Below are 20,225 nucleotides of genomic sequence, written 5' to 3'. Positions count from 1 at the left end.
AATTATACTTTCAAAATTAATATTGTGAACACTCTACAATCATTCCTTTTATAATGTGAATCTTCATGTTTTTAGAGGCAATACCATCTAATTGATTATTTTTAAGTCCATAAAGCCATGCATCGGATACGACTGAAACAGAATTTCCACTATTGTCTTGAGGAAAAAAGCCCCTGGCGGAAACATCACCTAATACAGTAACATTACCATCGAAGAAACCTGCGTAAACGTAGTTCGATGGATAAGTCGGATTTGTCTTTGATGAACCATATATCGCTGCACTACCACCAGCATTTGCTCCGATTGCTGCTACTCCAAAGCGCCCGTCTGTAGCGGGATTGAAGATCACATTAACAACGCCCTCTTTAGATGTTCCGGACCCTAATTTTAAGCTACGTGACGTCCCACCGAAATAATCGGAACGTGTCCAAATAAGACGTCCTTTTTCAATAGTAAATCCACCTACAAATCCAACCTCAGCATCAATTCGTCGTACTTTAATCAAGTCAGTATTAAGATAACCTCCTATGATAATAGTACTACCGAGCTGCGCAGCTTCAACGGCATCTTTAAAAGCCAATCCGCCTAAACCGTCTCTGTCTACTTTAGAATTAATCACCGTCTGCAGATCACTATGAAGCGCAGTAATAGTAACAGCACCTTCCAAATTGATCTTAGATGAATGGATTGTTGTTGCTCCAGCTGCTTGGTTGATATAAGATATAAGCGTATTTCCATTTTCCAGTTCTTTAGAAGCATATATCCTGTTACCGTCTGCAGTGGTAATCCATCCGGCTGTATCAATACGTTGTGTAATGCTATCTACACGTGTTACTTGTGCGGATATTCTATCGCTCAATATATCTAATTCTGCCTTGTTATCGTCGGCGAACTGTTTGAGCGCATCCTGTATTGATTGATTAGCTGCTTCGACGGCTGTATTGAAACTGGCTAAAGTTGAGTTAAAGAGAGCGAATTTATCATCAACGTTTTTTTTCTCTGCAGTAGTGGTCTGTCCGTCAGCAATAGCAACGTTGATTGCTGCGAGGAGATTGTCGATAGCCCCAAAGAGAGAGATTTTAGCATTGAGTAGGTTAGTCTTGGCAACACCGACCAAATAAGTATTTACATACAGCTTGTTGTATGTTGCTTCGACAGAGGCTTTCGTATTCTTGACTGTATTGATATATTTCTCAATAGCTTTAGCTTCTGCTTCTGATATAATACCGTCGGCAAACGCACCGTCTACATATTCATGTAAATCACTAACATCACCGTTTACTTTTTCAGCGGCTTTTGTCGCATCTGCCGCATCCTGTAACGCTTCCAGTGCTTTTTTCATAGCATCATCGGCGAAAGACTTTAACTTGTCTTGTATGGACTTATTAGCTTCTTCGACAGCAGTATTAAAGTCAGCATAAGCATTGTTGAAGCTTGCAAACTGTGTATCAACAGCCTGTTTTTCGTCTGGAGTAGTAAGCTTGTCTGCAATGGCGGTATTTATTGCATTTATCAATCTTTCTATGGAGCCCATCAGCGTAACCTTTGCATTAAGCAGGTTTGTTTTTGCGACTCCGGTTAAGTATGTATTTACATACAGCTTGTTGTATGTCGCTTCTACAGCTGCTTTTGCATTGTTAACTGTGTTGATGTACTTTTCGATAGCACTAGCTTCCGCCTCGGATATTACACCGTCAGCAAATGCACCATCTACATAATTATTTAGATTGGATACTGCATTGTTTGCTTCGCTAGCACTCTTGGCTGCCGCATTGGCTGCTTCCATAGCAGCAGTGGCCTCTCTTAGTGCTTCTTCTGAATAACCTTTCAAGGCATCGTGTATCGCTTTATTTGCTGTTTCTACGGCAGCGGTGAAGTCGGCATACGCAGAATTAAACAGGACATACTTATCATCAACGTCTTTCTTTTCTGCTACGGTTGTCTGCCCGTCGGCAATGGCGGTATTGATAGATTTGATAAGGTTCTCAATGCTTCCCATCAGCGTAACCTTTGCATTGAGCAACCCGGTTTTGGCCGTTCCTGAGAGATAAGGATTTACATACAGTTTATTGTATGTCGCTTCTACAGCTGCTTTCGCATTGTTTACTGTGTTGATATACTTTTCGATAGCTTTAGCTTCCGCCTCAGTGATAATGCCGTCAGCAAATGCACCGTCGATATAGTCATGCAGACCTCCCACAGCATCGTTTGCATCAGCTGCAGACTTCTGAATAGAATCGATCAGATCGCTTACTTCAAGCCATTCTTCCAAATTCTCTAATCCGGAGGAGCCTGCTTTAATTTGGATATTTCCACCTATTTCTCCTTTAACCAGGTCGAAGTATGTCTTTCCGTCCGGTGAGATGATTCGTTCAGTTGTTACGCGGCCCGGCAGAATTTCAGTGAATCCATACAACTCAACGAAGCTGCGTTCACCTTCATACTCACTGTTTAGGATACCAGTTAGTAAGTGATAATATCCTGCTATCTGTTCTATTTTGATAGCTGTTTCACTGAGAAGGAATGTGCCGGTCTGATTCTCCTTGCTGCATACAGCATACAGATAATATTTCTTCTCTGGGGCAATGAGCGCCGGAGAATTATATTCAGCCATATCCCAAAATTTGTATTCGCTAGCTTTGTGTTCAGACGACACAGTTTTTATCCCTAGCGTCATATGTTGGATAATGCCGGCAGGCGAATGTAGAACTTTAGTACTGATATTGTAAGTAATGTTATGCGATACTTGTACCGGGACTGCTTTTGATCTGACAAAGCGGAACTGCAAACTTTCATCACCTACGAGTAACTGCATCGTCTGTATAGTGATGGGATTTATTGAACCGGAGAAGTTCAATAAAGCATCTTCAAGCATGGACATAGTTTCTTTTGCATCACGAAAACGGCGTTTGGTAAATCGCAAAGAATCTTTATACTTGATATCTACGTCTACTTCATTTGTCTCGATCTTATCTAATTCGCTGGTTACGGAAGTACCAACTGGATCATTTGATAATTCTATTTCCGGAGAATAAGGGTTGTTCACATAACGTTTAATTCCTATCATGCGAATAAGTGAACCTTTTGGATGAAACTGGGTATCGGAGAAGTTTACATAACCACCCAGCACAATCTTGCCGCCTATTTCTAACCAACGCTTCTTTGCCCAGATACCGTCCAATGTCCCGGTAAATACGAATGATTTATCTTCATGCTCAAAGAGGTATTTAGCAGCTTCCTTAAACACTTCCCAGCTAGCGCCTGTCTGCTCTTCATCATTACAGATATATGAGTACGGTAGCTGGATACCAAATACTGCGTAGGTATCGCCAGTCTTAGGATGCCAGACATCAGGTTCCGGCATAGTGATACCGTCGATTTCCTGTGGAACTATTTCAAAACGTCTACCTGCTTTCTCTATTTCTCCATCCTCTTTAAGAATGGGCTCATGGATATACTTGACTTCAAACTCTTTGCCTGTCAGTATACCTGTTTGGAAGATAACGGTCATAGTTTCTCCGGCTATCAAACATTTCTTAAAATCAAGATCGTTAGGTATATCGCTATCTACAAAATCATAGAAGTTATTCTCCTTATTAACCTCAATAACAGAGCTAACAGTACCAACGCGAGAAGGATAGATTGCAGTGCAGTCTAGACTATCCTCTTTACCTGTAACTAGGCTTTTATCAGCACGCATGACGCTGATTCCATCCGCATCTGTTATGTACGTCCTGCCTTCATAAACAAGAGTCTTAGCCTTTGGAAGTAATAGATATTTAGCTCCGTATGTCGAGTAATTGATATTTCGATCAGAAGTTTCTACGAGGACAATTTCGGGCGGTATATCTCCGGATTCCCGGCCAACCCCGACCTTGAAACCGTGTCCTTTACCATACGACAGTTTCAAAGGATTATTCTTGTTATATTCAACCTTACGAAGATGAACTGTTTTGTCAGTTATCTGCCATTCAGTTTCATACGTATCTGCAAGTTGATTAAGGGCATCAAGAATATATGTGTGATTATAGTTGATGACTTTATCCGTTCCTTCGATGCAGTCACCTATTTTCCAACCAATATCGCGACGATTTAGGTTCTCAACGAGTAGTCGCAGGTGTTCATGTGCTTTAGCTGTATATGCGAATTTGATACTATTATCTGCAATATGACGAACTTTCCACATCATAGCATCCGCTTTTGCCGTTTCAAGTATAAGCGTATATTCAAAGTTGCGCTCACCTTTCTTTTTGAAGTTACTATCTTTTTTGAGAGAATAACGTTTTCCGTAGAAGTCACACCAAGTTCCGACCTGTATTTCTAAGTATCCAGGATAGGAAAAATACAAATTAAGTGTATCCTCTGCCATGATCGCTTCGTAAGAGTAACTTTCGTCCTTTACATCGAGCTTTATTTCCTTGCTACCATTATATAGAATTATCATATTGTCTGATTAGAATTATAATCTAAAATATAATCAGGTATGTGTTTTTAATGCTATTCAAATAATAGTTTTTCCGGATAACCTACTGTGTAATCATACTCTTCAATCTGCGACACGATATACATCTTTTTTATAGCTGCAAGATGCATCTGTGTCACATTATAGCAGTCGAGGGCATATAATTCTAGAGAATTTAACATTGCTAATGCGTTAAGAATAGGAATAGTATACTTCACACCATCGAACCACAACACTGTTTCGGTCCTTCCCATGTCTTGTTCTATTAAAATAGAGTTCTTCAAACCAACTCGAGTATCCTTATCAAGCCACATTTCTTTCCCACTCAAAGTAAACGAATTAACCGCCTTTGACTTGTCATACAGCAAGATACGATTTACCTTCATTTCTTTTGTTTCATCAATGGAATACTCATGTTCTACCAAAATGGGAACACCATTATCACCTTCGTAAATTTCTTTTCCTTCAGACTGACCTTCTAACAAATCATTGTAATAGTCGTCCTCAATTTCTACCGAACCCTTAATTGGTTCATCGTAAAATCCTTGTTTCCAGTATTTCATAATACATTCATTTAGTTATTTGTTTATATAAAATTAGTTCTCTTGGTACTACGTACGCAAAATCTGACTTTTCAAATGTTGGAACTAAGTCACTTGGGCAAAACGGTTATTATAAGTTTCCTGACGGCCTGCTTATTCAATGGGGAAAAAAGACGAGTGGCACTTACTCTGGAACAATATATTTCCCCTCTTCATTCTATGACACAAATTATTCTCTGCACTTGACTTGTAATAATGGAAATACAGGTAATGATTCATCGTGGATAGCTAACTATACTTCTGTTTCAACTGGTTCTTTTGGATATAATAATAAATATCAGCAAGCTGCCAATGCAGGTTCTAATACAGCCTCTTTCTATTGGTTTGCTATTGGTCGTTGGAAATAAGGTTACTTCCAACGACCAATAGCGAACCAATAAAAAGCTATACTAAATCCTCCAGCATCAGTATCAACATTTTGATAAACGGAATCCATTATAAAATAAGATGCATATTTATTAAAGACATCAAAAGAATAGATGTAATTACTATGTACTTTTCTAGTTCCAGTTAATAGAATAGTGTAATTACTATCATAAAAGGTCGTATTAAGATAAACGGTTTTACCTATCCCGGAAGTACTTGAGTACCCCCATTGAATAAGCAGACCATCACCATATTTACGATAACCGTTTTGTCCAAGCGATTTGACTCCGATATTAGAGAAATCTTTCAAAGCATACGTAGTTCCAAGAGAACTTAGTACACTCTTTTCCTCATCCGTCATAAACTTCTTATTTGTCACTTCTGTTATGTCTGAAGCAGAATGTGAATGTGACGCGGCAGCATAACTTCCCTTAGGCTGATAAGTTGAGTCATGATTATGATCCTTTTCAGCTTTACCATTCCATGTACTTTTTTCCGTATCAGAAACAAAACGGTGAGTAGCATCCGGAGTCACTTCAGTAGCAACATGGCTATGTGATGAAGGAGCATAACTGCCTTTAGGCTGATAAGCAGAGTCATGATTGTGGTTGCCGGCTGCTTTACTATTCCAAGTAGATTTTTCCGAATCAGTTACGAACCTATGTGTTGAATCAGGAGTCACATCACTAGCTGCATGATTATGTGATGAAGAAGCATAGTTGCCAGCAGGCTGATATACTCCGGAATGGTTGTGATTCCCTGCAGCCTTACTGTTCCATGTGCTTTTTTCAGAGTCAGAAACAAATCTATGTGTTGAATCAGGTGTAATATCAGCAGCATCATGAGTATGTGATGCGTCAGCATAATCACCGAGGGGTTGATAATCTGCATCGTGGTTATGATTAGAAGGAGAGGCCCCGACTTCGCTTGCGGTGTAACTCGGTTTATTGGCAGTCTTTGCCCATGCGGGCACGTCGCTTGCCGGCATTGAAGTTGGGAAGTCGCTAATATCTACTTTCTTGTGTGTATGAGCTAACGGAGTTCTTGCATTACTTAAGCGGGCATCATTACCTTCGCATACAGATCCGGCAGCCGTACCAAAATCTTTATTAAAAGCCGTTTTTTTAGTAAATGCAGGCTCATAAGTACCCGCATGATTGTGATTTGAAGAAGAAGCGCCAACTTCGCTCGCTGTATATGAAGGTTTGCTAGATGCTTTCGCCCAATCTGGCACATCGCTTGCCGGCATCGAAGTAGGAAAATCACTGATCTCAGATTTCTTGTGAGTATGTGCTTTCGGTGTACGAGCATCACTTAAACGAGCATCGTTACCTTCGCATACAGTCCCGGTAGCACTACCAAAGTTCTTATTAAAGGCTGTGTTCTTAGTGAATGCGGGTTCATAAGTTCCAGTATGGTTATGATTAGTAGGAGAGGCCCCGACTTCGTTTGCGGTGTAACTCGGTTTATTGGCAGCCTTTGCCCATGCGGGCACGTCACTCGCCGGCATTGAAGTTGGGAAGTCGCTAATATCTGCTTTCTTATGTGTATGAGATAACGGAGCTCTTGCATTACTTAAGCGGGCATCGTTACCTTCGCACACGGTTCCGGCAGCCGTACCGAAATTCTTATTGAAGGCAGTTAGTTTAGTAATAATCTTCTCATATACTGTATCGTGATTATGTGCATCCAGAGCAGCTTTCAATGCCTTACCCTGTTCAGCAGAAAGAACCTTACTAGTCTCCCCGGTCGTCAGATTATTAACGATATCAGTTATATTGAGCTTTTTCCCTAACTCTGTTGCCATAGTTGCTGCAAAGTTCGGATCATTATTAAGTGCGTTCGCTAACTCAATCAATGTATCAAGAGCGTCCGGAGCACCGGCTACCAATTTGTCGATAGCTGCTTGCACTTTAGCGTCAACACCGGATACTGCATTGTTAGCGGCCAATGCTGCTGCATTGGCATCATCCGTTGCTTTTTTCGCTAAACCAGTCTGTGTTACAGATGCATTTTTAGCTGCGTTTGCATCATCCGTTGCTTTCTTTGCCAGAGCTGTTTGGGCTTCTGAAGCTGTTTTAGCAGCATTGGCGCCTGCCGCCGCAGTAGTAGCAGCTTCTTTTGCTGCATTGACACTACCAGCAGCAGTATTAGCCGCATCCGTAGCTTTTTTTGCTAGCTCTGTTTGTGTTACAGACGCATTCTTTGCAGCATTCGCATCGTCAGTGGCCTTCTTTACAGTATCTAGTTGAGCAGTAGCATCTTCCGTAGCAGATGCCATTTCTTGCACAATACCGGCATACTCAGACTTACGTTGAGACTCTGCTTCTACACGCTCTGTTTCAGCATTCACGCGTTTTGTTTCGTTTGATCCGCGAAGAGTTTCAGCAGATTTTCGGGCCTCTTCATTCTGCTTTCTTGTATTTTCAGCAGAGGAACGAGCTGTTTCAGCAGTGGTCCGGGAAGTTTCAGCAGCCTTTCTTTTGTTTTCCTCCGACGCCCGGTCTGCTTCCGTAGACTTACGAGCGGTTTCGGCAGATACGCGTTCGGATTCTGCCGTGCCCCTGGCGGTCTCGGCTGCCACACGAGAAGTTTCATTCGTTTCCCTTGTGACTTCAGCTTCTTTCCGTTTTTCTTCTGCTGTTACACGGTCTAATTCAGCAGTAGAACGAGTCGTTTCAGCCGTTTTGCGCTTATCTTCTTCCTTCACACGTTCCGATTCAGCAGAGGAACGCCCGCTTTCGGCTGTTTTACGAGTTTCTTCATTGCTTTTGCGTGTTTGTTCATCAGAGACACGTTTATTTTCTGTGTCCACACGACTGGTTTCAGCCGTAACACGCTTTCCTTCTGCGGTCGCGCGAGCGGTCTCAGCCGTTTTACGGGCATCCTCATTCTGTATTCTTGTATTCTCAGCAGAGGAACGAGCTGTTTCAGCTGAGACACGTGCTTCTTCGACTGTTACCCGTTTTCCTTCTGCGGTAACTCTAGCAGACTCGGCAGACTTACGAGCTGTTTCGGCAGATACGCGTTCGGATTCTGCCGTGCCTCTGGCAGTCTCAGCATTCTTTCTCGTTTGCTCATTAGATTCGCGTGTACCTTCGGCTGTTACTCGCTTACCTTCTGCGGTTACACGATTACTTTCAGCAGAGGAACGTCCAGTTTCAGCCGTTTTGCGAGCATTCTCATTAGTGATACGCACTGATTCAGCAGCTTCCCGGGCCTGTTCTTCTCTTGAGCGTCCCGTTTCAGCTGTCTGCCTTGATTGCTCGGAAGCGTTACGACGAGACTCAGCAGTTTCACGAGTTGATTCATTCTCTTCAACGGCAGCTTCTAATTGCCGCATATCGGTAGTAGCGGTTTTGGCATCGCTCGTAGCTTTGAGCATATTATCTAAGGCTGTCTGCATCTTCTCTAGCCCGAATTTAAGGCTGGTCTTAACACCGCTGACAATTCGATAGCCGATGGTGTAGAAGCCTTTCATGTCGCTGGCTTCGTTCAACTCTGATATTCTTTTCTTTTTTAATGGCATGGCTTCTATACTTTTTCTATTTTTACTTTTCCGCGATTGACAAACACAGACAATTTATTATCAGTAATATGCTCACAAAGAGACATATCTGATAATGTACAAGTTGCTATACAATCACAAATTTCATAAAGGGAACATTTGTGACATTTGAATCCTTCCAGGTCCCATTGTATCGCCTCATGATACTCTCCTTTAATTACGATTCCATTTATTTCTTTTTCATTCATAGTCTCTTCAATTTAAGTCTATATAAAATTCTCCGTCCTCTGTTATGATAAACTCACCAGCTTCGGATGCAAGTAAGAACTCCGTTTCTCCAATCCGGAAACTGGTAAATACGAGCTTCAAGGTAAATTCCCACCATACACCGTTATTCAGAGTAAAACTGTTTGTCTGACAGTTCTTATAATAGCAGGGATAGCTTTCACTCCACTCGTCACAATAAAATATACGTTCCGCATCGGAATACTCATATCCTTCATCATCTGTCTTTAAATGTAGCTTTGTCAAGTCATGAAGTAGAGCATCACGATTGCGCCAGAATGTTTCGATCGTCTTAGCTCGCATTGCGCATTTTATAGCTACATCTTTAGTTTGAAACTTTACGGCATTCCCGTCGTAGATGGCTCCGTCCTGGTACTTGAAATTTTGCAGCAGGTTCTTCTTTACCGCAGGAGTTTTCAGTATCTCTGCTGTACTGCCTTTCAATACTACTACACCATAGTCGGTCAGATCTTTACCGTCAAGCTCATAGCCCTTTGGAAATGGGAGGTCACTATCGTTAATAGGTTCTTGATACTCATAGTTGGCTTCACGGAGAAAGTCATTTGTAAGAGTGAACTTAGAAATTTCAAGGCCCGTATTGATTACATAACTGTTTTGAGAAGACAAACGTAGGGTATATGTTCTGTCAATGAGTGGAAAACGAAATTCATGATAGCTCAGGTCCGAGAGCTTATCAATTAGTCCGCCAATACCCATACTGCCCATATATGCAAATTCAATGCTTATATCACTTGTGTTTAGGGCAATATTAGAAAGGTCAAATTCTTGCCCATCTTCTTCCGGCCAGTCGTTTTTTTCCGGTTCTTTGATAGCAGGGAAGGCTACAAGATTATTGTAGCTTCCCTTTGTAACGCATATCCCTAAACTGGTATATGCATCTATTCCGTCTAAGTAAAATTGTCCTGTCATCGCTTCAGTGTTATGCCTTTAGTGTTCAATGTGTCAATCCCCATTCTGATAGATTCTATAGCCTTTTCAATAGCTTCAAGGCGTGCCGTATGACTACTTATGTCTGACAGGTAAGTAATGACAAGATCGCTATGTTTCATCATTTCACCTATATTTTTGTCCATGCTGGATAAGTATACAAGCTTCTCTATGATCTTATCTGTACTCAATTGTATTTGCTTGACTCCTTCGTTTATTGAGTATGTGTGAGAAGTCATAACAGCGAAACTACCATCCAGTTTATCAGCAGAGTCTTGTGACATGGAAGCAAAACCTTTCTTTGAAGCTTCACGTTCATCGTCTTTGTTCCATCCATACATTTCTGCCAACGCATCCCGTTTGGCTTTCATGTCATCGGAAATCTGTTGGCCTTCAGCTTTTAAAGCATTATATTCTTCTTCGGTTACTCCATCATCCATAGCTTTGTAAAACTTCTCTCTCCAAGCTGTTAGTCGGCTCATATAGTCCTCTTTGAGCATTGAGTTTAGAATAGCATTTCTCATGTATTCTTCAAAGTTATCTGCGAAATCAGCACTATCGGCATCCATATCTGTAAGCAGATCCTGAAAGTCTGAACGAAGTCCGTCTATATCAATGAGAGTAGCATCGGTGATCTTCTGCTCGACAACCTCTGCAACCTGGGTAACACCATCCACTATCTGATCCGCGAATTTTTGAGTGTCAGAGTCAAGTTGTGACCAGAAGATCCCAGCATTTTCTTGAAGTTTTGCAAGTTGTTCATCTGTCAAATCAAACAGACCGGCCATGCGTCCGCCCATTTTGTCTTTAAATTCATCGACGCTCATACCTAGCGTATCTGCCGCTTGCTTCCACCCCTCCATGGACATATCTTCCACTTCAGTATATCCCTTTGAATGTGATTTGCCGGATGCACCAGAGTTCAAGTATTGTTTACCTAAAACACGTGCATTCTCATTCTGTAGCCTTATCATTTCAAGGGCCTTATCATAAGCAGCATTCGCATTATCTCCTGTAAGAGTTTCAGCCAATTCCAGTTGCTTTTCTATCACTCTATCAAGAATGTTGATATAAGATTCATAAGCTTCTTTGGCTTTCTCATACTTTTCTGTTGTGTCGTCTTTGCCGAACAGGTCGAAGATTTTCATTGCTATCTGCATAGCTGCACCGATGATGGCGAGAATGACAGATGCTTTTTCAACCGCTTTGATTGCAGTTGATGCCGTTGTTGATGCCGTTTCTACGCCATTCATCGCTGTCATGGCGAAGGTGCCGATATTGCCAATGATACTTATAATTTCACCGGCTTGTCCGCCGATAGCTGAACCTAGATCTTTTAAAGCGTCACCGAGTTCTCCGATAACGCTTGCCACTTTCCTTTCAGCAGCTTGTACCTTTGCACTGGCTTTCGTCGTTTTGTCTTTTGCTTCATTGTAGTTATCCGTTTTCTCCTTCACCTTATCCAACGCCTGCGCCTCGGTTAGATAAGCTTTAGTTGAATCGATCTTTCCGGTCTTGGGATTATACTTAGAAGACTTGACACCGTTCTCAATCATAGCACCGCCTTTCACTGCTTCCGCCTGGGTCCGGGCATTCTCTAACTCAATTTGCGCTTTAGCTAGTTCTTCCTCCGCTTCTGCCAGTTCCTTCTTCTTGTCAGATAATGATTGAAACGGATTACGTGAATCCAGTTCATCCATGATTGATTGAATAGTGCTAGTATATTCACGAAGTTGGTCCGGAGATAATACCTTAGCTGCTGTCCCTTTTGCATTCTCTAGTTGAGAAAGAAGAGAATTAAGAGTTTCAGAAGATGTTTCTTTCAAATTCTCAAAGGCACGAACGTATTCCGGAGATTCTTTCAGCTTATTATAGTCCATATTCATAAGTTCCATACCCTTATCTTTTGTAGCTTGGGTGATGGAACGATCAATCTGTTCTACTTGATCTGTATCTCCATTCTTTACTGCTTGTTTTCGTTGTTCCTGCAAGATGGCAATATCTTCATTGAATTTTCGTTCAATCGCAAGACGTTGGTCTGTATAATCCTGATACTGATTCAACAGGTCAGATAAATCGTCTCCGCGATCAAACTTTGTATTGGTAGCGATTGTAGCTTCTTTTGCTATATTATCGAATGAAGCAAACAGTTTTTTCGTAGATTCTGAATTGATGAAAACATCTGCATTAAAAACCTTCTTTTTATTTTGAGGATTGATTTCAAAAGCAGCTTGTGCATCTTCTATTACTTTCCGTTTCTTATCCTCGATTTCGCGCTTAATAGCCTGTAATTCTAGCCGATGATTGAGTGCTCTTTGCCTTAGAACCTTTTCACTGCTTTCTTTAAGTTTATTGATTTCAATCTGCTCAAGTTCATTTGCTGAATCTTCTTTTATTCGTTCCTGTTCAAACTTTTGTTTCTCTAACAGGAGTTTATATTTTTCTTGTTCTTCACGTAATTTTTGTGCCTTATCATCCTGTTTGGAAAATGAATCATAAACTTTTAATTCTTTCTCTGCTTCTTTTAGTTTTTTGATATTTTCTTTGTAAGCAGTAATGACAGTAGCATCAATCCCTTTGAAATTTCCAGCATCCATCAATTTCTTTTGAGCCGAAGCTATTGAATCTAGTGCTTTCGTTGCATCATCTTTTTGCTTGGTCCAAAAGGCTTTATTTTGAATCTCCGCCTTTTTATTTTCTTTTTTATCTTCTTCTTTCGCTTGTTTTTGAATCTTTGCAATATTATCTACAACCTTTTGAGCTGCATCAACTTCTATTTTAGCCCTGCCAAGTTGTATGTCATATTGTCCGGAATAAGTTCCACGTTTTGAATCTTCAGCAATTAAAGACTGAATTGAGTCATAATTACGTTGAGCCATAATCAATTTGGTTTGTGCTCCAATTCGTGCACGTCTCTGAACTTCTTCTGCGATCATCTTATTTAAAGAAAGGATATCCATCAATTTAAGTTTTTCAATATCCATATTCTTAAAAATATTTGGCATAATGCTTTGAAGCTTATTATATGCTATAACTTTCTCATAATTTGCAGAAGTCTCATCGCGTATCGTTGAAAGTAAATCTGTAGCACTTTTTTTCAAATTATCAGCTTGTTCGGTATATGCTTTGCATGCTTCATTATATTTTCTCTGTACTTTTTCAGCTTCTGTCTCAACCGTTACCACATGGTATATTGCGTAACCGAGCGTTGCAAATGCAGCGGCAGCCAGCACATAAGGGTTGGTTAGCATCGCTGCTGCATTTTTTAATTGTGCAATCGTTTGGGCCTTGAGAGCTTTTGTCAATAAAACACGTGCAGATGTGTTTTTGGCAATCATTGCAGCTTCAACGGCATACGTGCCTTTAGTCAATACCAAGTTAGCCGCTTCAATAGTCCGCTGCTTGTTAACAATAGCTGTAACTGTTGCATGTACTTGTTTAGCGGTACTTACAGCCAAAATACTTCCTTTGTATCCTGCAAGGGCAGTCGTAACGACGACTATTAAGGCACCTATATCTTTCAATGCCTCTTGAACACTGCCATCTTTAAAGGCTTCGTTCATAGATTGTGCTGCGGCAGATATTTCTTTTAAGATTTCCTGTCCTAACGGGCGAAGGGCGGCCGTTATGTTATTCCCCAGTAGCTTCATTTGATTATCAGCAGAAGAAGCCATTTCTTTAAAAGCTGTTTCTGCTGCGCCTGTGGCATTTTGCATTTCTTCCAAATGTCCGGCAGCCTCTTTGACGTTAATTCCTGTCAATCCAAGAACTGCATTGACCGCCTCGATTTCTGGAACTAATCTACGAAGTTCTGCTTCCGAGCCTCCTGCCTGTCTAGCAACTTCTGCTAGCGCCTCTTGATAGGTCCTGTTATCAAATGCGCCATCACCGAGCACCTTGGATACTGCAATAATGGAAGCACGTATTTGAGTCATTGCTTGCGCTGTAGGCGTACCTTGTTTGGTTAGGGTAGCAACAGCGGCTAAGACCTGATCTACTTCCACACCATAGGCGGCAGCAACAGGCGCAACTTGCGCAATACTCTTGCCTAACTCTCCAAATGAGGTCTTACCAAGCCGGACGGTAGTAAATAGTTGATCTGATATTTTCTCAGCTTCTGAAACATCAAGCTTATAGGCATTCAATAGGGTAGTGATACCGTCTGCCGCCGTTGCTGTATCGGTAACTCCACCGATGGCAGCTTTAGCGGATACTTCTAAAATTTTCATACCATCAGCGCCGTCATGGCCGGCAGATACAATTTGATACAATGCTTTAGCCGCATCATTCGCAAGTACCGGCACCTCTCGGGTCAGTTCTACGACTTGATTCATATAATCGGTTAGACTGCCCTTTATTCCGCTTGAAAGGGTAGCAACTTCTTTCATACTTTGTTGGAACTGCTTTTCAAAGTCGTATGCACCTTTGGCGGCCTGGGCAAATGCAATGCCCGCACTTATACCAATCCCACCGAATACATCAAAAGAAGTGATCTCACCGGCCATCGCCTTGATAATTCCTATTGCTTCTCGGCGCCCGGAATATAACCCCGAGTTGTCTATTCCTGTCGCAAAATATAACGCTCCGTCTTTATTTTGAATACCCATAGCATTTATTCTTAAAATATAAAGAGAAGCTAAAATTTGGCTATTTCGAGAAGAATAAGCATCTTTGCAGTGTTCTAAGACCAAGGAACAATTTTTTGATTTACTCTAGGGGAGTTGACAAGCCTACTATATCACAATATAGGCTATCAATTCCCTTTGCTACATAATCCCTAGTGTAAATGAAAGATTATGTTCCTTGGTCGGAAAGAATAGGGAAAAGATAGCCTTTTCTTATAATATATAAACCAAACATTCATTAGCACCATGACCAAGGAAAATGAACGAAAAAACGGAGTGAATAGCGTTCTCCGGAAGAAAGAACTACAGGAAGCTTTTCAAAGAGGCCTAAGCCTCGGACTCAAAAAAGGAAGAATTGAAGGGATGATCACTTACCAATCCCGTATTATCCAAAATTTGGAAAGGGATAATGTCGAAATAACAAAGATGATGGATAGCGTAGATGCTGAGATAAAAAGGGGATATTAAAAAATCCCCTATATCTTCACAGATACAAGGGACCACAATACTCTAAACCAATTTAATAAAAAAAACAGTTAACCTAATATATAAACACAACAGCAAATTACCTTAACCCTTGACCTTACCGGCTATATCGTTATACTTCTTTATCCTGATCGTCTTACTAGGATCATCAAAAGAGGGTAGTTCTACCCATTCATAATCTCTACCTTCAACTTTACCGTCTTCATCAGTAATCTTATTACGCTCTCTCATTACAAATGAGTACTCCTGCAGTAATGTCTCTATCAATCCATAGCTACTATCCAACGTCTGGTTAAACGTTAATCCTAGAGCTTCTTTTACAATCACTAGGAATCTGCTTTGGTTGCATCCTTCCAACTTTGCAAATTCTTCTGAGCGGCTATTATCTCCGTCTCTCGTAGCGGGCTCACGTTCCGAAGCATCGTGATAGAGGTGCAAAAAGGGTGATACCCTATGCGATATATAATTGCATTAAACAGGATCCGTATATCCTCCCATGTCGTATTGTCTGCGAGAGCGTTCTTGAACCATTCCGGAGGATCACTAGGCTTATTGTGAATCCCGAGGCAGACGATGTCAAAAAGCAATCCTCCGTATTTATTCATCAGTTCCGGAAAGTCTGCATTGAGTTCTCCGTCCTTCACAATCATCTTATCAAGATCTTCTTTCTCGACTTCAAGAAGGAAAGGGCGTATCCGAAACCATGTCCGAACGGTGACAGGCTTTATAACTATGCAATTGCCGGGGTCCTTTCCTTTAGGAATAGAATCCCGGTTAGTAAATTCGAATGGAATTTTGACAGCCTGATCCGTAACGGATTCAGACTCTTGCTGAAATAAATTCTTTATACTCATAATTTCATCAAGGAGCCTAGCCCGTTGTACTTCCGGGCAATACTTCCGGTTATTTGCAACTAACCTTCAATACTTTCAGCTCCATCCTTCAATAGTTTGTTCCTGTAGGCGGAATCGAACCGCCGGTCTCTACATAATCAATGTAGCGCTTTAACCAACTGAGCTATACAGAACCGTTATTTATTTTTTCGCACCACTTGGAGCAGCTTCTCCGCCTTCGACATTCGCAGCATTCGCTGGGGCTTCTCCGCCTCCGGCAATAGTAACTACTTCGCGCATGAAAGCAGTCTGTCTCTTACCGTCTGCAGTAACAGCAGCTTGCATATATACACGAACAAGCAACAACTCTGCTTGCTCTGATCCGGGAGCCTGTGAAATCTTTGAGGCGATCTTGCCATTTACGATGGTATAAACGACCTTCTTACCGTCTTTAGGTAATGTTTCACACTGGAACGTTTTAGAGATAGAAGGAGTACTAAGAGGCTTTTTCCAGATATTTTTTCCTCCTGTTGTATCCACTTCACCGCCTGCCAGTTCTTTAAGAACCTCATTTGATGGAGTAGGGATGGAGAACTCGACATAATCTGTCGTATCTTTCACCAGTTCAACATAAAAAGGTTCTTCACTACCCTCTACTTCAATCTTAACTTCTTTGGGATCTGCAAAGTTAAATGCAACACTTCCTTTGGTTGGAAGGGGATAATCTTTGAGATCTGCACCGGGAACACCGTCACCGACTGTTCCAAATTTAATTCCACCTACGCCCATAGCAATAGGTCTAACTTCTCCTGACATAATTATTGATCTATTAAAATTTCTAATCTGATATTTGTACAAGCGAATTTCTCTTTCAGGTCCGGCATTGGAACACTCCAGAGAACTGTCACTTCTTTACATACACCGTCACTACTATTGATTGAATCAAGCGATTTTCGTACCTTACGCTTTAGCTCTTTCATTCGTTGACGTTGGTTCATTCCATTATCATTCAAGGGAACGAAGATATTGATATTGACAGGCACTTTATTAATAAAGTCAAGTTCATTCAGTTGCAGGTGATTAATAACAATATGCTCACTAGTAACACCTGCTTCCGATTTGTCCTTATAAATCACAACATCGGTGCCCGCAGCGGCCACAGCATTATAAACTATATCTACAGCGTCAAATTCATCCATAATCAAATCTTGCTAAAAACTGATTTCAATGTATCCCTTAGATATTTCTCACATTGCGCATTAGCACCTGAAATAACTTCATATCCTTTTGCTTCAACGGCTGTCGCATACTCCATACCTGCGACACCAACCAATATATAACCACCGGCATGAGACAGAGATACTTCTTCTGCAAGCCTACGCCCTTTATACTTACCGGTTGTCTTATCAGTCCCTTTATCACTTTCTACGAAGTTCTCTTTGACAACCTCGCCGTCTTTGGCTATTACATAACCAACTGAAGAACGAAGATTGCCTGTTTGGTCTTTGTATGAACCACTTTGGCGGGCCACCTGTATAAACTTCTCCCCACCCGCTTGCAGGAAAACAAGCATCTTATCTTCCGCTTTACTTTGAAAGTGTTCAAGCCAGCGTTCCATTTCATCAAAAGTGAATAGGGGAGTCATGCCATTTCTCATACGTTGATAATTGAATGTGATTGATAAGGTTCCCAACAGATAACCGGTATATCAATACCCTTTGATGCTACTTTCAAACGCAAAAACTTACTGTCTGCCGGCGGTTGCATTTTGGAGTAGAAATAGCCATGTACTTGCGCTTCATCACCAGCCGAATTATGTTTGAGAATGATTCTTCCATCGCTTACCGGGTCGTAGCGTCCGGGGACAGATATTTCAACCAGTTTCCCAGAAACCCATTCACCATCAACTAAGCGCCCGTTAGCCTCAATAGTAACTATTGCCGTATGTGGATACCGTTTTACCATCTGTTACCAGCTCTTCCTTTGATAATGATTCGTTTCCCAAGTTTAGCAGCTTTCTCCGGTTCCCCGTTTTCTATATACAGCTGCTTTGCAGTCTGAATATAGAAAGAACGGGGATGAGTGATAGAAAGCTTATTTTCACTGAAATCCGGTGAGTTTACCATCATGGCATACATATCAGCGACACAAAGACCGACCTGCTTCATGCTTTCAGTAGTACATTCTGCTTCAGGGTTGATACCCCGCTTAATGAAGACTACCTTATCCAAGAAGCCTTCCATATCCTCAATAGATGGATATTCTAGTATTGTTTCTCTGATTGTTGCCATAACTATTTACTCTTCGTCTTCTGCTTCTAAGTTTTCTTTCTCAACTTCCTGACCCAAGAATTTAGCAGGGATATTGTCTGTTCCTTCTGTAGCTTCATCGGCAGCCCATGCTTTACCGTCTGCTTTCAGAATGTATATCGCTTCCGGATCATTAACTACCGGCCATGCGTTTGCTTCTCCCTTGGTCCATTCTTTAAATGGTTCTTCGGTTGACCATTTGGTAATCAGAACAAAATCTTTCTTTACCATCAAGGCTTTCTTTCTCAGACTCTCAGAATCTTCTGCTGCAATTGGTCCGTGTTGGATATCACCTACACGCAAATCCTCTAAGAAACAAATACGTTTGCGAACCCACGGACAGATAGTAGTACGTTTGTGGTTCTTATCTTCGATACGGAGCGCCGGATTGATTGTGATAATCTGACATGGGTTTTCTTGTTCTGCAAGATATTCATTAATCACTTTTTTTGTGATAACGACCTTGGACGTTTGATTGATCCAGCCTTTAATCTTATCAATAGTTGCTTTCTGCTTTTTCAGCAAAGAGAACTCAGTAGTAAGCATAATAATATAGCGAAGAGACACACCTTCCTTGACTGCATCGGCCAGTACATTTTCAATATCTTGAAGACCATCAGCAGTAGAAGCGGTAGCCCAATCTACGGAAGATACTTTTTTGTTGGCAGCAGGTATACCCACGCCGACAAATTCCGTAGTTACGATGCCGTTGTTGTTAGAGGATGTCAAGTTGGTTCCGCCACGTGACATGTATTGCATACTAGCCCATTCCATACGTCCACGGACACCATTATGCACAAAATCGGTATCTTTGAAACCAAGATTTAATAGTTCCAATTGATCAGAATCGCCCTGGGCATCGCGTTGTAACTGCTTGTATTCTTGATATTCACTTTCAGTCATTGAGCGCTTAATAGCGGTCTTAGGAATATCACCAGACATTTTACCGATCACTTCACGCGTTTTCTCCGGTGCGGATGCATCGAAAGAAATAACGTCAGCAATAACCGGAGCGCCTTTTTCACCAACCAATGTTTCCCACTTCAATGAAGTAACTCTCTTCACACCAAAGAAATTCGGGTAATACATCGGTTTTACATGACGGGAGTTGAGACGTGCCGCCATGTTTTTCTTGTTAATTTGCTTGATTAAGCTTCTTTCCATAATGATTTATGAATTAATAGATTATACAAAACGAATGAGAGGCATAAGCTTCTTCAAATCAGCATCGAGAGGGAATGGCATATTTCGTTCCTCAATAGTACCTCTTACCATCAATCCACAAGATTGATTAGCAACAGTCAGATCAACTTTAGCCATCGTAATCGCCACCTCAGATGTTTCTACTGTTGCCTCGGCAGAACCGGCATCAGTTTTTGCTTTTACAGTAACCAATACCATATCTTTGGCTATTGCACCAATGGCAGCCGCCAGCGTAATAGAGTCATAAGCAGCATTACTCTTGTCGATAATAGTAATTTTATCGGATGCTCCATCAAATTTTCCACCGGCAGTCACAAAATCACCTACTGCGAACAGATGATTTTTAGCTACCTTGATGACTTTTCCAGCTGCTTCTACAGCTTCCGTCACTTTAGCTGTCTTGATGACATGCCAACCACCGTTTTCATCACGTCCTGCGATACAGTAAGGCGGCAATTCATCTAATGGTTGTCCATCAAACAGGGCCTTTCTCAAATCAGCACGGGCAATAGTGCCACCGCCGACAACATCCTCCAACATCTTAATGATGGCGGGATGGTACTGAAATTCTTTTTCTTTTTTTAAATACATGATACAA

General features: G+C 41.3%; 16 protein-coding genes and 1 tRNA gene. 1 reads left to right on the top strand and 16 read right to left on the bottom strand.

Going from position 1 to position 20,225, the window contains the following annotated elements:
• Nucleotides 1-16: 16 nt before the first annotated feature.
• Together HMPREF2794_RS06745 and HMPREF2794_RS06740 are read right to left on the bottom strand one after the other, a co-directional pair.
• Nucleotides 17-4,444 (bottom strand): TerB family tellurite resistance protein, encoded by a 4,428-nt coding sequence (locus tag HMPREF2794_RS06745; RefSeq protein WP_240052931.1) that lies wholly within the window; start codon nt 4,442-4,444, stop codon nt 17-19.
• Nucleotides 4,445-4,497: 53 nt separating this feature from the next.
• On the bottom strand, nt 4,498-5,025 hold the full coding sequence (locus tag HMPREF2794_RS06740) for a DUF4376 domain-containing protein (RefSeq protein WP_070751212.1): 528 nt from the start codon (nt 5,023-5,025) through the stop codon (nt 4,498-4,500).
• 5 nt (nt 5,026-5,030) lie between these two features.
• Here HMPREF2794_RS06740 and HMPREF2794_RS29900 point away from each other — a divergent pair, with 5 nt between their 5' ends.
• The gene (locus HMPREF2794_RS29900; RefSeq protein WP_371490059.1) at nt 5,031-5,411 is read left to right on the top strand and encodes a gp53-like domain-containing protein; all 381 of its coding nucleotides are present in this window, start codon (nt 5,031-5,033) and stop codon (nt 5,409-5,411) included.
• A gap of 2 nt (nt 5,412-5,413) precedes the next feature.
• Here the strand turns inward: HMPREF2794_RS29900 and HMPREF2794_RS06735 are convergent, their stop codons facing one another.
• The 14 genes from HMPREF2794_RS06735 to HMPREF2794_RS06665 all read right to left on the bottom strand — a co-directional run bounded on the left by HMPREF2794_RS06735 (nt 5,414) and on the right by HMPREF2794_RS06665 (nt 20,218).
• Nucleotides 5,414-8,959 (bottom strand): gp53-like domain-containing protein, encoded by a 3,546-nt coding sequence (locus tag HMPREF2794_RS06735; protein WP_083312030.1) that lies wholly within the window; start codon nt 8,957-8,959, stop codon nt 5,414-5,416.
• Nucleotides 8,960-8,964: 5 nt separating this feature from the next.
• The gene (locus HMPREF2794_RS06730; RefSeq protein WP_070751211.1) at nt 8,965-9,186 is read right to left on the bottom strand and encodes a hypothetical protein; all 222 of its coding nucleotides are present in this window, start codon (nt 9,184-9,186) and stop codon (nt 8,965-8,967) included.
• Nucleotides 9,187-9,193: 7 nt separating this feature from the next.
• The gene (locus tag HMPREF2794_RS06725) at nt 9,194-10,153 is read right to left on the bottom strand and encodes a hypothetical protein (RefSeq protein WP_070751210.1); all 960 of its coding nucleotides are present in this window, start codon (nt 10,151-10,153) and stop codon (nt 9,194-9,196) included.
• Nucleotides 10,150-14,862 (bottom strand): phage tail tape measure protein, encoded by a 4,713-nt coding sequence (locus HMPREF2794_RS06720; protein ID WP_240052933.1) that lies wholly within the window; start codon nt 14,860-14,862, stop codon nt 10,150-10,152. Before HMPREF2794_RS06720 ends, HMPREF2794_RS06725 begins: the two co-directional genes overlap by 4 nt.
• 504 nt (nt 14,863-15,366) lie before the next feature.
• Nucleotides 15,367-15,513 carry a hypothetical protein gene (locus HMPREF2794_RS06710; RefSeq protein WP_246839590.1) on the bottom strand — a complete coding sequence of 49 codons (147 nt, stop codon included), beginning with the start codon at nt 15,511-15,513 and terminating at the stop codon, nt 15,367-15,369.
• A 95-nt stretch (nt 15,514-15,608) separates the two neighbouring features.
• Nucleotides 15,609-16,136 carry a hypothetical protein gene (locus HMPREF2794_RS06705; RefSeq protein WP_055228795.1) on the bottom strand — a complete coding sequence of 176 codons (528 nt, stop codon included), beginning with the start codon at nt 16,134-16,136 and terminating at the stop codon, nt 15,609-15,611.
• A gap of 99 nt (nt 16,137-16,235) precedes the next feature.
• A tRNA-Ile gene (locus tag HMPREF2794_RS06700) sits at nt 16,236-16,309 on the bottom strand.
• Between the two features lie 7 nt (nt 16,310-16,316).
• On the bottom strand, nt 16,317-16,931 hold the full coding sequence (locus HMPREF2794_RS06695) for a hypothetical protein (protein ID WP_055268859.1): 615 nt from the start codon (nt 16,929-16,931) through the stop codon (nt 16,317-16,319).
• Nucleotides 16,932-16,933: 2 nt separating this feature from the next.
• A complete protein-coding gene (locus HMPREF2794_RS06690) occupies nt 16,934-17,314 on the bottom strand; it encodes a hypothetical protein (RefSeq protein ID WP_070751208.1) in 381 nt (126 codons plus the stop codon).
• A gap of 2 nt (nt 17,315-17,316) precedes the next feature.
• Nucleotides 17,317-17,772, bottom strand: coding sequence for an HK97 gp10 family phage protein (locus HMPREF2794_RS06685; protein WP_070751207.1), 456 nt, complete (start codon nt 17,770-17,772; stop codon nt 17,317-17,319).
• Entirely contained in the window at nt 17,769-18,080 is a 312-nt protein-coding gene (locus HMPREF2794_RS06680) for a hypothetical protein (protein WP_070751206.1), read from the bottom strand. Before HMPREF2794_RS06680 ends, HMPREF2794_RS06685 begins: the two co-directional genes overlap by 4 nt.
• Nucleotides 18,074-18,406 carry a hypothetical protein gene (locus tag HMPREF2794_RS06675; RefSeq protein ID WP_070751205.1) on the bottom strand — a complete coding sequence of 111 codons (333 nt, stop codon included), beginning with the start codon at nt 18,404-18,406 and terminating at the stop codon, nt 18,074-18,076. Before HMPREF2794_RS06675 ends, HMPREF2794_RS06680 begins: the two co-directional genes overlap by 7 nt.
• A gap of 6 nt (nt 18,407-18,412) precedes the next feature.
• Nucleotides 18,413-19,588, bottom strand: coding sequence for a major capsid protein (locus HMPREF2794_RS06670; protein WP_070751204.1), 1,176 nt, complete (start codon nt 19,586-19,588; stop codon nt 18,413-18,415).
• Between the two features lie 21 nt (nt 19,589-19,609).
• Entirely contained in the window at nt 19,610-20,218 is a 609-nt protein-coding gene (locus tag HMPREF2794_RS06665; RefSeq protein ID WP_070751203.1) for a hypothetical protein, read from the bottom strand.
• Nucleotides 20,219-20,225 lie beyond the last annotated feature (7 nt).

It is taken from the genome of Bacteroides sp. HMSC067B03 (genome assembly GCF_001811315.1).
Lineage (GTDB): Bacteria > Bacteroidota > Bacteroidia > Bacteroidales > Bacteroidaceae > Bacteroides > Bacteroides faecis.
This window is presented reverse-complemented; position numbering and strand designations above follow the sequence as displayed.